Annotated in this window: 15 protein-coding genes; 8 read left to right on the top strand and 7 right to left on the bottom strand. The window is 62.3% G+C overall.

The features are described from left to right. Positions 1–42: 42 nt before the first annotated feature. The 5 genes from HMPREF2743_RS06790 to HMPREF2743_RS06770 all read right to left on the bottom strand — a co-directional run bounded on the left by HMPREF2743_RS06790 (position 43) and on the right by HMPREF2743_RS06770 (position 4,350). Positions 43–372 (bottom strand): type II toxin-antitoxin system HicB family antitoxin, encoded by a 330-nt coding sequence (locus tag HMPREF2743_RS06790; protein ID WP_070818433.1) that lies wholly within the window; start codon positions 370–372, stop codon positions 43–45. A 135-nt stretch (positions 373–507) separates the two neighbouring features. Further along, the gene (locus tag HMPREF2743_RS06785; RefSeq protein ID WP_070818432.1) at positions 508–810 is read right to left on the bottom strand and encodes a rhodanese-like domain-containing protein; all 303 of its coding nucleotides are present in this window, start codon (positions 808–810) and stop codon (positions 508–510) included. Positions 811–846: 36 nt separating this feature from the next. Beyond that, the gene (locus HMPREF2743_RS06780; protein ID WP_070524645.1) at positions 847–2,853 is read right to left on the bottom strand and encodes a hypothetical protein; all 2,007 of its coding nucleotides are present in this window, start codon (positions 2,851–2,853) and stop codon (positions 847–849) included. A 132-nt stretch (positions 2,854–2,985) separates the two neighbouring features. Next, positions 2,986–3,642, bottom strand: coding sequence for a LuxR C-terminal-related transcriptional regulator (locus tag HMPREF2743_RS06775; RefSeq protein WP_070524644.1), 657 nt, complete (start codon positions 3,640–3,642; stop codon positions 2,986–2,988). Positions 3,643–3,645: 3 nt separating this feature from the next. Continuing rightward, positions 3,646–4,350 (bottom strand): sensor histidine kinase, encoded by a 705-nt coding sequence (locus HMPREF2743_RS06770; RefSeq protein WP_070524642.1) that lies wholly within the window; start codon positions 4,348–4,350, stop codon positions 3,646–3,648. A 98-nt stretch (positions 4,351–4,448) separates the two neighbouring features. Between HMPREF2743_RS06770 and HMPREF2743_RS06765 the strand changes: the two genes are divergently transcribed. The 3 genes from HMPREF2743_RS06765 to HMPREF2743_RS06755 are packed head-to-tail and all read left to right on the top strand — an operon-like array spanning position 4,449 to position 7,458. Then, the gene (locus HMPREF2743_RS06765) at positions 4,449–5,135 is read left to right on the top strand and encodes an ABC transporter ATP-binding protein (RefSeq protein WP_070524641.1); all 687 of its coding nucleotides are present in this window, start codon (positions 4,449–4,451) and stop codon (positions 5,133–5,135) included. Next, positions 5,132–6,532: an FtsX-like permease family protein gene (locus HMPREF2743_RS06760; RefSeq protein ID WP_070524639.1), complete on the top strand. Its 1,401-nt coding sequence runs from the start codon at positions 5,132–5,134 to the stop codon at positions 6,530–6,532. Before HMPREF2743_RS06765 ends, HMPREF2743_RS06760 begins: the two co-directional genes overlap by 4 nt. Then, positions 6,529–7,458: a S41 family peptidase gene (locus HMPREF2743_RS06755; RefSeq protein WP_070524638.1), complete on the top strand. Its 930-nt coding sequence runs from the start codon at positions 6,529–6,531 to the stop codon at positions 7,456–7,458. Before HMPREF2743_RS06760 ends, HMPREF2743_RS06755 begins: the two co-directional genes overlap by 4 nt. Positions 7,459–7,536: 78 nt before the next feature. On the opposite strand, the gene HMPREF2743_RS06750 is transcribed toward HMPREF2743_RS06755, so the two are convergent. Further along, positions 7,537–8,373 carry an endonuclease domain-containing protein gene (locus HMPREF2743_RS06750; protein WP_070524636.1) on the bottom strand — a complete coding sequence of 279 codons (837 nt, stop codon included), beginning with the start codon at positions 8,371–8,373 and terminating at the stop codon, positions 7,537–7,539. A gap of 205 nt (positions 8,374–8,578) precedes the next feature. Next, positions 8,579–9,052, bottom strand: a complete 474-nt coding sequence (locus HMPREF2743_RS06745) for an inorganic diphosphatase (RefSeq protein WP_070524634.1) — start codon at positions 9,050–9,052, stop codon at positions 8,579–8,581. A gap of 69 nt (positions 9,053–9,121) precedes the next feature. Here HMPREF2743_RS06745 and dacB point away from each other — a divergent pair, with 69 nt between their 5' ends. Genes dacB through folE form a run of 5 tightly spaced genes read left to right on the top strand, consistent with a single transcriptional unit; the run spans position 9,122 to position 14,982 of the window. Beyond that, positions 9,122–10,408 carry a D-alanyl-D-alanine carboxypeptidase/D-alanyl-D-alanine endopeptidase gene (gene dacB / locus HMPREF2743_RS06740; RefSeq protein ID WP_070524632.1) on the top strand — a complete coding sequence of 429 codons (1,287 nt, stop codon included), beginning with the start codon at positions 9,122–9,124 and terminating at the stop codon, positions 10,406–10,408. Next, positions 10,398–11,357: a tRNA lysidine(34) synthetase TilS gene (tilS, locus tag HMPREF2743_RS06735; RefSeq protein ID WP_070524630.1), complete on the top strand. Its 960-nt coding sequence runs from the start codon at positions 10,398–10,400 to the stop codon at positions 11,355–11,357. The genes dacB and tilS overlap by 11 nt, the downstream gene beginning before the upstream one ends. Further along, entirely contained in the window at positions 11,341–11,928 is a 588-nt protein-coding gene (gene hpt, locus HMPREF2743_RS06730; RefSeq protein ID WP_070524628.1) for a hypoxanthine phosphoribosyltransferase, read from the top strand. Before tilS ends, hpt begins: the two co-directional genes overlap by 17 nt. A gap of 50 nt (positions 11,929–11,978) precedes the next feature. Beyond that, a complete protein-coding gene (ftsH, locus tag HMPREF2743_RS06725) occupies positions 11,979–14,402 on the top strand; it encodes an ATP-dependent zinc metalloprotease FtsH (RefSeq protein WP_070744610.1) in 2,424 nt (807 codons plus the stop codon). Then, positions 14,392–14,982: a GTP cyclohydrolase I FolE gene (gene folE / locus HMPREF2743_RS06720; RefSeq protein ID WP_070524624.1), complete on the top strand. Its 591-nt coding sequence runs from the start codon at positions 14,392–14,394 to the stop codon at positions 14,980–14,982. Before ftsH ends, folE begins: the two co-directional genes overlap by 11 nt. Position 14,983 lies beyond the last annotated feature (1 nt).

The following is a 14,983-nucleotide window of genomic DNA, read 5'->3' as shown; positions in this document are numbered from 1 at the left end:
CTACGGTGGCATGCCTAAATCATGGGTTGTGGCCCATTAGTTTTAGGCTGAGGCTAGCTTCTGCACAATGAGTGTGTTGAGAGAAACGCCTTCCCGTTCTGCTTCGATGGTCAGGTCTCGGTGAAGTGACTGAGGTATGCGGAGGTTGAACTTCCCCGAGTAGCTTCGTTGTCCGAATGGTTCTGGGATGTGTTCATTGTTGCGTTGCATATCTTCTAGGGTTTCTTCGACGACGCTGCGCAACTCGGCCTCTGCGGTGGCCGCAGTAGTATCCAGCCATGACAGGGAAGGGAACTCTAGGACTGTGGCCACGAACTCGCCATCTTCTTCGGACCAAGCGGTTTGGTAGGTGTACTTGTCTGCGAGGTTCATGATCTGCTCCTAGAAATAGAAGTCGCACACAAGTTGCAGCTCTGAGAAGCGGACGTTTGTCCGTGAGGTCCGCATCTTTGTGAGGATCTTTTCTATCTTGGAAACCACACTTGCATGGTACCGCAAATGGTACCACTAGTGGTTTGGGTAAACCATAGGGCAGCCTTGGGTCTTCCACGCATCCGTGCCACCGTCGACGTTGATGACATCCCAGCCTTTCGCGTGCTCGAGGTACTGGCAGACCTGCATGCTGCGCCCGCCTGCATGACAGATGACGTAGATATCGCGGTCCGGGTCAATCTCGTCGAGGCGCTCGACCAGGTCTCCCATCGGGATATGGGTGGCGCCTTGGGCATGCTCGGTGTTCCACTCGTGGTCCTCGCGGACGTCGATAAGCTGGGCGTTCTCAGGTACTTCCTGGGGCGTTACGTTTCTCATGCCCCATACCCTAGTCACGCATAGGGCCTAGTGCTGTTACTCCACTCGCCGCGTCCACGGAAGGGCCTCAAACTCTGCGCGGTCCCCGTTCACAAACCGTTCAAGGAGGGACAAGGCTTCGTCGATGTCCTCAAGGAGCATCTGGAAGTTTTCTTCCTCACCGTTGTTGTGGCCCCATTCGACGAGGTAGCGTGCCGCTCCTGTTTCTGAGGGTTCCACACGGTCGACCTGGCAGTAGTCGCCCGGGACTATTCGGTCAAAGGCCGCTACCCACGCTCCCACTTCGGGGAAGCCGTCCTGGCGAACTGCCTCGAGAAGGTCATCGTTGAAAAGATACGCAGCTGAGCCGAAGACCGTGGCGTTGACCATGAAGCGCTCGTCCTCAGGGATATCTGAGGACGACTTCTGATCTTGCCAATTCACTTTGTCCACCAACTGCGCTGGGGAGTAGGTGAATTCAACCATCAAATCCAGAGCAAGGGGCAGTGAGATGGATGGGATTTCGTGTAGGTTCCCGTCGGGGGTGACAAGGTCAAGCGAAACGTTGTCGCCCGTATAGGTTGTTTCCAAGGTATAACGCTCCTGGAAGTCCACCTGACTCCCGGATCGAACCTCAAGCCTCCATCCTGTGAAGAGGCGAAGCCCCGCTTCGAGTACGGAGGAGGATGTGGCCACCTCCCAGGTGTTCACATACAACTTATCCGCGAGTAGCTTCAACTGGCAGCTCTCGGCTCCCGGAAGCGGCTTGCCCGACGGGTTATACAGTGCCAGGGAATCATCGACAACAAGCGAAATGCCGTAATCCTGCGCCAGATGAGTAAGCCTCTCTATCGTGACCGTCCTGACATCAGCAGGGATGAGCAGCCGTGTGAGTGCTTGTGCCTCCACGTGCTCCTCGGCGAGGAGGATTTCGCTTCCGAGCTTTGTGTTAATCCTCTCAATATATTTCTGCATCCGAGGGCTGGGCTCGCCATTATGGTCAGCGCGGATGCGGTGCATCATGCATACTGATGCTTCAGTCCACTGCTCTTCGCGCTCCGGCAGCTCCATTGCGGTGACCGTGGTGTACGGCGCCGGATCCGAAGATGAAGAGTCCGGGAAGACTGTGGAAATCATCTCGCCGTTGCCGTCTAAATAGTGCTCCGCCACTGCGATGGCTTCGTCTGCGATGTCGAAGGTCTGCACATTGTCGGTGCCGAGGTTATCGTAAACTTTCGCGGTCCACTGTCCTTGTGCATTGCGGCCGTAGGCCAAGGAAAATGTTGGCCATTTATGCAGGTGGACCATCACGCCTGCGGGGAGCTCCTTCACCGCGTCCAGCCGGCGCCAGGGTGTTTCGTGGCGGACTGAAGGATCCAGGATTGGCTTAGATGCGCGTTGAGGCAACGGCTCCCACGCAAGTTCTTCGATCAACGGGTTGTGATCACTGAAGGAAAGCAGAATCTCTCGTGATTCTTCATAGGTATCGACAGTGAGCGTGCGGAATACCGGTTGAGTGGCCTCTGGAGGGAGGCTGGACCATATCAGTTCGAACTGTCCGCTTGCGCGCACGTGCATGGACATTTCGAGGCCGTAGCTTCGTTCTTCCGAGCCATAGTTGATTACCTGAATCCACGTCTGTTCGGACACCGGCAGGCGCAGGGCGTCCTCAAAGGCGCGATCAAGCATAGGTCTGCTGACCTGTCGCCACATAGTTCCCATGCAGTTTCTGATGGAGGAAAGGCCATTGCTGCTCGTGGGGATTCCAGTCGCATTAAAGAGGATGTCCGTGGTTCCAATGAAGACCACCAAGCCGTGGTAATACGCCAGCAAAGCTAGCTTTTCTTGGAGCTCTAAATCGCTCGAATCCATCGTGACCGTGACGGCCGAATGCGCGGGCACGTCCTGTCCGAAAAGTTTGGAGAGTGCGGCCGATGCTTCTTCCATTTCTGGATCCGGCTTCCGGAAGGAGGCCAGCCCTTCCGTCTGAATTAACTCCAGAAAATAGTCATGGTCAGCAATTTTTTCTCGGTTAAAGCGCACGATGTTGAGCTGCACGTCCATTAAGCGGGGTCCTTCCAGAGTGGGTTGGGTAAGGGCACGGACAAGCTTATGTGTCTTGCGTCACAGTTTCCTTGGGATCCTGTGAACGGTCCCTGTCAGGGCGCTCGTGTGGACGGTGGGCAGGCGCGGGCTTTAGCGGTGCGCGGAGAGGTACTCCAGAATGGCTTTCACGCGGCGGTTGTCCTCGCTGGGATCCAGCCGCAACTTGGTGAAGATATTGGAAACGTGCTTGGCCACCGCGGCGGAAGACAGGACGAGCTCAGAGGCGATGTCCTTGTTGGATTTGCCGCGCGACATGAGTTCGAGCACCTCGCGCTCGCGCGGGGTGAGCTCGCCCAAGCCGCTGCGCCCGGAGCTCATTAAAGCCTGGGCCACGGTGGGATCGATGACGGTGCCGCCCTGAGCCACCACGTCCAGGCTGGAGAGGAAGTCCCGCACTTCGGAGACACGGTCCTTCAAAAGATAGCCGGTGCCGGCATCGGGGGAGTCGAAGAGCTCCACCGCGTAAGCCGGGGCTACATACTGGGAGAGCACCATGACGGGTAAGCCCGGGTATGCATTTCTCAAGTTCACGGCGGCTTTCAAGCCATCATCGCCCATGCCTGGCGGCATGCGCACGTCCGTGATGACGATGTCCGGAAGCTCATCGCGCAGCTTATCCACAACGGCCTCAAGCTCCGGTGCGGAGTCCGCCTGGCCCACAATCGAATGCCCGCGGCGCTCCAGAAGGCCGGCGAGGCCCTCGCGCAGAATGGCGGAGTCATCCGCCACGACGATTCTCAAACTCATTTCTTAAACTCCTGACTGTCCGCGATCGAGAAGAAGAGGAATCGAGCACGCTAGCCTCGTCGGCCCGCCTGGGGGAGAGGACAGAGTCATCTCTCCGCCGAAAGCGGCGAGGCGCTCGGCCATCCCCGCCAAGCCATGGCCCGGCACCACCCGCGCGCCGCCTGGCCCCTCATCCACCACGGCGATTTTCAAGGAGGCATCCGCGGTCACTAAAACAGACACCGGCGCGCCGGGCGCGTGCTTGGCAGCGTTGGTCAAAGCCTCCGTGCCGAAGAAGTAGCCGCAGGCCAGCACGGAGGCGGAAAGCTTGGGCAAAGGATGCGGGGCGAAGACGCTGACGTGGGGGCCGTGGGAAGAAGCAGCGTCGGCAAGCGCGGCCACCAAACCGTGATCCTGCAGCACCTGCGGGTGGATGCCGTGCACCGTGGCGCGCAAGGACTTGAGGCCGCGGTCCACGTCCTGTTTGGCGGCGGTAAGCAGCACGGCGAGGTCAGAGGGGGCGTCGAGAAGAGCCTCCCCCAACTTCATGCTCGCGGCCACGAGGTATTGCTGCGCGCCGTCGTGCAGGTCGCGCTCGATGCGTGCGCGCTCCACCTCGTAGGCATCCGCGATGGCGCGACGCGAGGCCGTGAGCTGCGCGATTTTCTCCGCTTGCTGCTGCTCATGGTTGGTGGGCTGGGGCTTTCTTCGGAACACGGTTTTCAGCATAACGGGCTCTACTGATCACAGGGGTAGTGCTGGCACTACCTTAAAGAGCAACGCTAGGGCTGTTCTTTCCGCGGGCCCTTCACGGTGGAATGAGAGACATGGCAAAGACACTTTCCCTGACAGACATCACCAAGGATTTCGGCGGCGGCCCGGTGCTCGCCGGAATCTCCCTCGACATTGAACCGGGCGAGCTCGTGGCCGTCATGGGGCCGTCCGGTTCTGGCAAGTCCACGCTGCTGCACTGCATGTCCGGCGTGCTCACCCCCACGCACGGCAGTGTGCGCTACGGGGATGAGGAGCTTTCCGCGCTTGGCGACGGCCCCCGCTCCCGCACCCGCCTGCGCAATTTCGGCTTCGTCTTCCAGGATGGCCAGCTGCTGCCGGAGCTGAGCAACGTGGATAACGTGGCGCTGCCCGCGATGCTTAACGGTATGGGGCGGGGTGCGGCCCGCAAGCGCGCGATGGAGCTTTTAGATCAGCTGGGCCTGGGTGGTTTGGCGGAGCGCCGCCCGGCGCAGGTTTCTGGCGGTCAGGCGCAGCGCGTGACCATTGCGCGTGCGCTGGTGGCTTCTCCGGGCGTGGTCTTCGCCGACGAGCCGACCGGTGCGCTGGATCAGTCCACGGGCCACGAGGTCATGCAGATGCTCACCACCATCGTGCGCCAGTCGGGTGCCAGCCTGGTCATGGTCACGCACGACCCGAAGGTGGCCGACTGGATGCAGCGCCGCGTGGAGATTCGCGATGGCATCATTCACGATGACCGCCGCCTCGAGGTGATCCGATGAACACCGCGACTTTAGTCTTTGACCTGCAGCGCGAATCGATTCGCGCGCGCTCGGGAACGGGTATTGTCTCGCTTCTGGCAATTGTGAGCCTGACCATTGGTTCCGCCATCGCCTTCCTGGTGGCGGGCGGTACGTGGATGTTTTGGGAGCGCGCCCAGCACGTTGAGGATGCCGCGCCCGCTCTGCAGGAGGCCTTCGGCAACGAGATGGAGGCCTTCCTCTACCCGTGGTTCGCCCTGGCCCTGCTGGCCTGCGCGTTCATTCTTCCGGCGCTGTTTAACCTCACTGCCCAAGCCGCCGTCCTGGGTGCTTCCGGCAGGGAGCAGCGCCTGGCCACGCTGCGCCTGTTGGGATTGAGCTCCCGCCAGGTGGAGCGCATGGTCATCGTCGAGACCGGCCTCCAGGCAGTGATCGGCATCGTGCTCGGCGGGCTGATCAGCCTGCTCGTCGCGCCGGTCTTCACCCAGCTGGATTTCCAGATGCGTTCCATTGCTCTGTCCGAGCTTCTCCTCCCGTGGTGGGGCTACCTCGCCGTGGCGGGTGTGCTCTTCCTGCTGGCCATCGGTGCCGCACTCGCCGGCATGCAGCGCGTGCGCGTGAGCCCGCTGGGCGTCGCCAAGCGCCAGATGCCCGCGGCCTACCGCTGGTGGCGTGTCATCGTCTTCCTCATCATCGCAGGTATCGGTGGTGTTCTGCTCTCCGGTAAGGCGGGGCCGCCGACCGCTATGGTCATCGTGGTCATGTTTGGCATGGTGATGAGTATCAACCTCATTTCCCCTTTCATCCTGCAGCTCGGCGCACACATCATGTCCCTCTTTCCCGGAAACGCGCACTTCGTGGCCTGCCAGCGCGTAGCGGGCAATGCGCGCCCGGCATGGAAGCGGAGTGCTGCCATCGGCTTCTTCGGATACTTGACGGGCTTCCTCGTTGCCGCGCCCCTGGGCTCTGATGCCTTGGCCATGGTCCTGAAGGAAGACCAGGGAATGAACGTGGTGTTCAAAGACATCTCCACTGGTGTTCTATTAACCCTCATTTTTGGCTTCACACTGACCACCATGTCCATCATCCTGGGCCAGGTTTCCGGCATCTTTGAGGACAAGGAGCTCATCCGCTCCCTGGATCTCATGGGCGTGCCGCGCGGATTCCAGTTCCGCTCCGGTGCCCTAACCATCATGGGGCCGGTGGTGGGCTTGAGCTTCTTCGGCTTCCTCTTTGGTGGCAGTATCGCCGCGCTGATGTTCTTCTCCAGCGTCGATCAAAGTGATGTCGACGTTCTCGGCCGCATGCTCATGGCCTTCGGTTTCCTGGCCATAGGTTGGTTGGTCACGTTGCTAGCCATTGTCCTTGTTGAACCCCTGCGCGGCTACGTGCTGCGCACGGGAGGGAGGAAAGAATGAAAACTGTACTGAAAATCTTCGGCGGACTGTTTCTTGTTGCCCTTGTTGCTGTGGCCGCGGCCGTGTATTTCTTCGGCCCTTCCTATGGCGGAGCGCTCTTGGGCAAGCCCTACTTCCTCTTCAATGCCAGCGAGAAGCGCATCAATACCGCGATGGTGGATACTGCAGCGATCTCCGGAATCTATGGCGAGAGCGAAGAATTCCAGCGCGCCCGCGAGGCCTTCAAAGAGGACCCCACGAACGCCGAGCTCCTCGATTCCGCCATCGACGCCGCCGGTGGCAAGCACTCCAAAGTCTTTAGCGTCGAAAAGGAAAAGGCCGCCGAAAGCACTGAGCCTTCGGTCGACTTCAACGATGGCGTCCTGCGCGCTACCGTGCCCTCCATCGGCCGCCACGATGATGGCCAGGCCTATGCCGACACTTTGGCTCAAGGCCTGACCGCCCACCCGGAGGCCTGTGCCGCTGTGGTGGACCTGCGCGGCAACGGTGGTGGCGACATGGGCCCGATGTACGCGGGCTTAAGCCCGCTGCTGCCGGACGGCCCCGCGCTGTCCTTCGTCAGCCGCATGGGCACATCCGAGGTGGTCATCGACGGCAATTCCGTCACCGGCGGTGGCACGCCGACAACCACGTCGGGCGGCAAGCTTGAGGTTCCCGTCGCTGTGCTCACCGACGACGAAACCGCGTCCTCCGGCGAGGCCACCCTCCTGGCCTTCCGCGGCCTGGACAACGTGCGCACCTTCGGCGAGCCGACCGCCGGCTACGCCTCCGCCAACGTGGTCCTGGACTATCCGGACGGCCGCTCGCTCATGCTCACCACTGCCAAGGACAAGGCGCGCACAGGTGAGGAATTCGCCGAGGACCCGATTAACCCCGATGCCCCGGAATCCGAGCTCGACGGCTGGCTCGCTTCCCACTGCAGCTAGTTAGCTGCATTGTTAGTAAGTCGCAGCGTTAGCCAGCCCAGTTCGTTGTCGGCACGTTGCGGCTGGTAAGCCGCAACGCTAGCCTGCCCAACGCTCGCCTTGCCACCTCCAGTAGTGGTGCCACTTCCAAGGTGGAGGCACGAACTCGCCCCGCCCTTTGATGACCGCGAGGACCTGGTGAACAGCGACGTCGAGGTGATGCTCGATCGTGGCGGCGGTGAAGTGGAGGGGCCGGTAGCCGCGCTGGATGGCGTCGTTAAGCTTCTGGCGGTCGATTTCGAAACGCTGCCGGTTCTCGCCCTTGTGATAGGCATAGCCGTCCACCTCGATGGCGACCTTGTGTTCCTCCAGTACCAAGTCCCATCGGTAGGGCCCAACCCGCACGTTGTTGCGGACCTTGACGTGGGGCTCGAGACCCCGGGTCAGGTCGCGCTCCGGCTTGCTATCCGCTCCGACGATGGCCCGTTCCAGCACCTCGCGCGTGTGCTTGGGCAGGCGGCGAAAGTCCAGCTGCTCGGTCTCGATGCGCGAGCGCCCGTGCGGCCCGGCGAAGAAAGCCTCAATGAAGGCTCCGGCATCTTCGTGCTCCATCGCCTCAATGCACTGCAGTGGACTGCACACGTTCACCCCGTTCATGCTGCCCAGTGCCTTGGGCCGTGCCCGCCGACTGCGAAAGAACGCGCTCGATGCCATCGTTCCAGCGCGAAGAAAATAAAGTGGGTAGGTCAGCTCTTGGCCAAGATACTGCTGGGCGGCGGAGTAGCCGTCCAGAGCTGAGTCTGGCCAACGCCGCGAGACGATTTCAGCGAGTTGGCGCGGTGTTGGCGCTGCAGATAAATACAGACCGTGACAAATCTTGATTGCTTGGCCCTTAGCTGCGCGGCGAGTCCCCGCGCGTCCCTCGAAAATTTCCATGTGCCCCCGATGCGTACGTTTCTAACAAATAAGCCCCCAGAAACCGCTGTTTTCGGCCCCCTATTTGATCGAATCGTACGTCACGAACGAGGAGTTGTCGCGGCGACAAAGAAAAAGGACGTTTCGATCAACTAAGGCCTCTCAAACCTTTGGTTTTGGACCCCTATTTGATCGAAACGTCCCTCAACGTGCGGAACGCGGCGGCCTACTTGAAGCGAGCCTTCGCTTCCTCGAGGATCTTCTCTGCCTCAGCCTTGTCGCCCCAGCCGGAGCCGGTAACTTCCTTGTTCGGTTCCAGGTCCTTGTAGCGGGTGAAGAAGTGCTCGATCTCGTCCTTGATGTGCTGCTCCACATCGTTGATGTCCTGGTAGCGCTCCCAGCGCGGGTCATCGACGACGGCGAGCAGCTTGTCGTCGCCGCCGGCCTCATCAGTCATCTTGAACACGCCGAGGACACGAGCCTCCACAACAACGCCGGGGAAAACCGGCTCCGGGAGGATGACCAGTGCATCCAACGGGTCGCCGTCCTCACCCAGGGTGTGGTCGATGTAGCCGTAGTCAGCCGGGTAGGCCATCGGGGTGAACAGGTAGCGGTCGAGGTGGACCTTGCCGGTCTCGTGGTCGATCTCGTACTTGTTGCGGGAGCCCTTAGGGATCTCGATGGTTACTTCAACGCTCACGGCTGAATCCTCCATAACTAATAGGTTGGTATGTGCTCCGCTTAGTCTACCGCGCTAGTCTAAAGGGCGATGAAAGCTAAGCATGTCTGGTGGAGTACTGCGGCCCTCGTCACGGCTGGTGCCGTGGCGGCGACGGCCGCAGTGGGCGTAGAAGTCCAACGCACCTACGATCACCTGGACCACGGTCAGCCCTATAAGCAGGAAGAACCCACAACACTGGTCCAGCCCGTCGAGCCTGGTGAGATAGACACCGCCGCGCTTAAAGCGAAGTTGGATGAGCTGGGCAAAGACAAGGCCCTCGCCACTTTCGGCGGCCAGGTCATCGACACCACCACCCACGAGGTGCTGTGGGAGCGCGAGCCCGCGAAGCCGCTGACCCCGGCCTCCGCCACCAAGGTCCTCACCCTCGCCGCAGCAACACTCGCGCTCGATGAGGAAGAACGCCTCACCACCGAAGTGGTCGCAGGTGAGCAGGAAGGCGAAGTTGTTATCAAGGCCGCCGGCGATGTCTGGCTGACGGACGAGCGCCTCGATGAGCTGGCGAAACAGATTCAGCAGAAGATGGATACCGTCACGCGGGTCTCCATCGACACCTCCATCTGGGCCGGCCCCGACCAAGCACCGGGCTGGGACGATGACAATATTGATGGCGGCTATGTCGCTCCCATCCAGCCGGCCATGCTCTATGGTGGGCGCATCGGGGAAAAGACCGGCGACGTTCCGCGCTCCCACGAGCCGGCCCTCGATGTTGCCCGCGCCTTGGCCACCCGCCTGGGAGCCGACGAGGCGGATATCGCTGCTTCACCCGAAAACTCCGAGGTCATCGCCTCCAGCGAGTCCGAGCCGCTGGCCCTGCGAGCCCAGCAAGCCGCGAAAGATTCTGACAACGTCATGGCGGAGGCCATTGCCCGCGAGCTGGCCGTCAGCCAGGGTAGGGAAGCAAGCTTCGAGGGCGCCACGAAGGCCATCCTCGACGAGCTACGTGGAGCCGGCATCGACGTCAACGGCGTTACCCTCAAGGACGGCTCCGGCCTCTCCCGCGATAACCGCATCCCCGCCGGGCTCCTCGCCCACATCGCAGATCAAGCCGTAGCCACCGACGAGCTACGCCCACTCCTGGGCTACCTCCCTCTTGCCGGCGGCGAAGGAACCCTCTACGAGCGCTATCACGAGTCGCCCGCCCGCGGGTACGTTCGCGCCAAGACCGGCACCCTCACGGGAACTTCCGCGCTGACCGGCACCGCCCAGGGGCAGTCGGGCCGCGTTTACGCCTTCGCCTTCCTGGTCAACGACGGCGAAGTCACCTCCGCCCGCCAGGCCCAAGACGCCCTCGCCGCCGCACTCCATGACTTCTAAGAAGCCCTTCTGGCCGCGCACAAGCCCCAACTTCTTGGCCTGCCGCGTCGCTGCGCGCGCCGTGATGGGTGAGCAACCACGCGCCATCGCGGTGGGCCTGTCCGGAGGCGCCGACTCCTTGGCGCTGACCGCAGCACTCCTCGCAGAGGGGCACGAGGTGACAGCGCTGTGCGTCGATCACGGTTTGCAGGAAGGCTCGGCCACGCAGGCGCGCCGGGCTGCTGAGCAGGCCTGCGCTTTGGGGGCGGGGGCGGAGGTGTTGCGGGTGGACGTCGGCAAGCAAGGCTCCGTGGAGGCCGAAGCCCGCGGCGCCCGGTACCGTGCCTTCGCACCCTGGGAAGAGGTGGCGGTGGCGCATACCGCTGATGACCAGGCCGAAACCCTGCTGCTCAGCGCCCTCCGCGGGAGAGTGGCGGGCATGCGCGAGCGTTCCTCGGTCGAAGGTGTGCACGTCCTGCGCCCCCTGCTCAGCGTGCGCCGCGCCCAGACCGAGGCCGCCTGCGCGGAGCTGGGGCTGGAGGTCTGGCAGGACCCCCAGAACCAGGACCTGGCCTTCCGCCGCGTGGCACTGCGCCGCGAGATCCTCCCGCGCCTGCAGGAGATCGTGGGCGGAGACCCCGTCCCGGCCTTAGCCCAGGCAGCCCACGACGCCGCGCTTGACGACGCCCTCCTCAGCACCCACCCCACCACCGACTGCACCGCGCTGGCCGTTCTCCCAGAACCGAAGCGCCGCCGGGCGATCGCCGCGTGGCTGCGCGAGGAAGGAGTAGAGGTTACTCGCGAGGCAGTGCGCGGCATCGATGCCCTGTGCACGCGGTGGCATGGACAAGGCCCCGTCGCCGTCCGCAGTGAAAAGAAAGGCACAAGGTTGGAAGTCGCACGCGTTGGTGGCAAACTGTCAATATTGCCTCGGTCAGCAAAGGAGCGCTCACGTGCACGACAACCATGATTTAGCCGTCCCCGCCAATCCTTATGGAGAGGACATCAAAAACGTTCTCATCACCGAAGATGAACTTCAGGCGCGCATCCAGGAGATGGCGGATCGCGTGTCCGAGAAATACAGCAACACCGACGAGGACCTCATCTTGGTCTGCGTGCTCAAGGGCGCGGTTTTCTTCCTGACGGATTTCGCCCGCAAACTGGCTATCCCGTCCCAGCTGGAGTTCATGGCGGTGTCCTCCTACGGCAACTCTGCCTCATCCTCGGGCGTGGTGCGGATTCTGAAAGATCTGGACCGCGATATCGAGGGCCGCGACGTTGTCATCGTGGAAGACATCATTGATTCCGGCCTGACCTTGTCCTGGCTCATCCGCAACCTGCAGGGCCGCCAGCCGCGTTCCCTGGAAGTGGTGACGCTGTTGCGCAAGCCCGAAGTAGTCAAGGCGGAGCTGGATCTCTTCGATGTAGGTTTTGACATCCCGAATGAGTTCGTCGTGGGCTATGGCCTGGATTTCGCGGAGCGCTACCGCGACTTGCCCTACGTGGGCACCCTGGAGCCTGCGGTCTACAGCAACGATTAGTCTTTTCTTGCCCTCTTTTGGTTTGAGGCCTCGAATTCGCAAGGTAATTAATGAAAAACAAGAACATCATCCGCTATGGCTCGATCGCGGGCCTGGTTCTCATTCTGCTGTACGCCTTTACGTTCTTTAGCAACGATGCCCGGAGCTTCAAGCAGGTCGACACCTCCGTGGCCATGGAGCAGTTGAGCTCTAAGAACGTCGAGGAAGCGCAGATCGATGATCGCGAGCAACAGGTGCGCCTCAAGCTCAGAGAACCGGTGACGGTAGAAGAGCAGGAGGGTATCGAGGAAGTCATTGCCAAGTACCCGGCACGCGCCTCCGAGCAGGTCTTCAACGCGGTGAAGGATTCTGGTGCGGATAAGTACCAGACCAAGGTCACGCAGGATTCCTTCATTGGCTCCATGATCAGCTTCCTGCTGCCGATGCTGATCCTCTTCGCGTTGCTGTTCTGGATGATGACCCGCATGCAGCAGGGCGCGGGCGGCATGTTCGGCATCGGTGGCTCCAAGGCGAAGGAGCTGACCAAGGACATGCCCACCAACACCTTCGCGGATGTGGCCGGCGCGGATGAAGCTGTGGATGAGCTGCAGGAGATCAAGGACTTCCTGGATGATCCGGAGCGCTACCATGAGCTGGGCGCGAAGATCCCGCGCGGCGTGCTGCTCTATGGCCCGCCGGGTACCGGTAAGACGCTTCTGGCCCGCGCGGTCGCGGGCGAGGCCGGCGTGCCTTTCTATTCCATTTCTGGTTCCGACTTCGTGGAGATGTTCGTCGGCGTGGGTGCTTCCCGCGTGCGTGATCTGTTTAAGCAGGCCAAGCAGAATAGCCCGTGCATCATCTTCGTCGATGAGATTGACGCCGTGGGCCGCCAGCGTGGTTCCGGCACTGGCGGTGGTCACGATGAGCGCGAGCAGACGCTGAACCAGCTGCTCGTGGAGATGGATGGCTTCGGCGACCGTGAAGGCGTCATCCTCATTGCCGCTACCAACCGTCCCGACATCCTGGACCCCGCGCTTCTTCGCCCGGGCCGCTTCGACCGCCAGATCCCGGTGACCAACCCGGACCTGGCCGGCCGCGAGCAGATTCTGCGCGTGCACGCCAAGGACAAGCCGCTGGCCAAGGAAGTCGACGTGGCGCAGCTGGCCAAGCGCACCGCTGGCATGTCCGGTGCAGACCTGGCCAACGTGCTCAACGAGGCCGCCCTGCTCACCGCCCGCATTGGCGGCAACGTCATTACCTATGACGCGCTGGAGGAGGCTACCGACCGCGTCGTCGGCGGCCCGCGCCGCCAGGGCAAGATCATTTCCGAGCATGAGAAGAAGGTCACCGCCTACCACGAGGGTGGCCACACGTTGTCCGCGTGGGCGCTGAAGGATATCGAGCGTGTCTACAAGGTGACCATCTTGGCCCGCGGCCGCACTGGCGGCCACGCCATGACCGCGCAGGAAGACGATAAGGGCATGTACACCCGCGATGAGCTTTTCGCTCGCCTTGTCTTCGCCATGGGCGGGCGTGCCGCGGAGGAGCTCGTGTTCGGCGCACCGACCACCGGTGCATCCTCCGATATTGAGCACGCCACCAAGATCGCGCGCTCCATGCTGACTGAGTATGGCTTTAGCCCGGACCTGGGCACCGTCAAGTACGGCCAGGAGCAGGGCGATCCCTTCAGCTATGCCGGCGGCGGTGGAAGCATTGATTACTCAGATGCCGTGGCTGCCAAGATCGACGAGCAGATGGCCTACCTGCTGGACCGCGCTCACCAGCAGGCCTATGACATCCTGTCCGAGCACCGCGACTACCTGGATAAGCTCGCCGAGATGCTGCTGGAGAAGGAAACCCTGCGCCGCCCGGACCTCGAGGGCATCTTCAAGGGCATCGAGCCGCGCGAGGCTTTCGACGTCTTCCCGAACGAGGACGCTCGCTTCCCGCGCCAGGCTGGCCGCGAGCCGGTGAAGACCCCGGTGGAGCTGGCCCAGGAGCGCGGTGAGGAGCTGCCGAAACGCATGACGCTTCTCGACGCCTCCCGTGCCGCCCGCGAGCGCCGCCAGGCGGAGCTCGAGCGCGGGGAGGCCAATGGTCCGAAGCAGGGGGCGCCGGTCGAGGAGATCGGCTTCAGCTTTGGCCAGCACGCAGGTGACTATGTGGACCCGGACAAGGGCAATACCTTCTTCGGCGAATCCGAGATCACCGAACCCACTGGCCGCGAGCTGAGCGAGGACGAAGCTGTCAGCGACGCGGCGCAGGAGGAGACCGTGGCCCCAGAGCAAGCAGGGCCCAGCAGCGAGGACACCCAAGAGATTCCGCGTGTACCGAATGCTGCTGCACCGCAGCCAGATTCCCAGCCGCAACCGCGCGAACCGGAACGCCGCGGCCGCCACGCCAAGCCGGAGGATCACGCCTGGGGCGCGCCCGGCTGGGGAGAGAATGAATACCGCAACAACCCGTACAAGGACGGCCAGAACAATGAGCGATAACATCCCGGCGCAGCGCGACTTCGATCACGAGCGTGCCGAAGCCGCCGTCCGTGAGCTGCTCATCGCGGTGGGCGAGGACCCCGACCGCGAGGGCCTGCGCGAGACCCCGGCCCGTGTGGCCCGCGCCTATGCCGAGGTCTTCGCAGGACTCCACCAGGACCCGACTGAGGTCCTGCACAAGACCTTTGCCGAGGAGCACCAAGAGCTCGTCCTCGTGCGCGATATCCCCATCTATTCCACCTGCGAGCACCACCTCGTGCCCTTCTACGGCACGGCGCACATTGGCTATATCCCTGGTTCCGACGGTCACGTCACCGGCCTGTCCAAGCTGGCACGCCTGGCGGATATGTACGCCAAGCGCCCGCAGGTGCAGGAGCGCCTCACGAGCCAGATCGCCGATGCGCTGGTGGAGGTCCTCCACGCGCAGTCCGTCATCGTCGTCATCGAGTGCGAGCACCTGTGCATGGCCATGCGCGGCATCCGTAAGCCGGGGGCGACCACGACGACATCCGCGGTCCGCGGCGGTTTCAAGAAGAATGCAGCCTCCCGTGCGGAGGTCATGAGCCTCATTAGGAGCTAGT

The organism is Corynebacterium sp. HMSC036D02 (assembly GCF_001836165.1).
Lineage (GTDB): Bacteria > Actinomycetota > Actinomycetes > Mycobacteriales > Mycobacteriaceae > Corynebacterium.
Note: the sequence above shows the minus strand (reverse complement) of the source record. Positions and strands in the feature narration are given on the sequence as shown.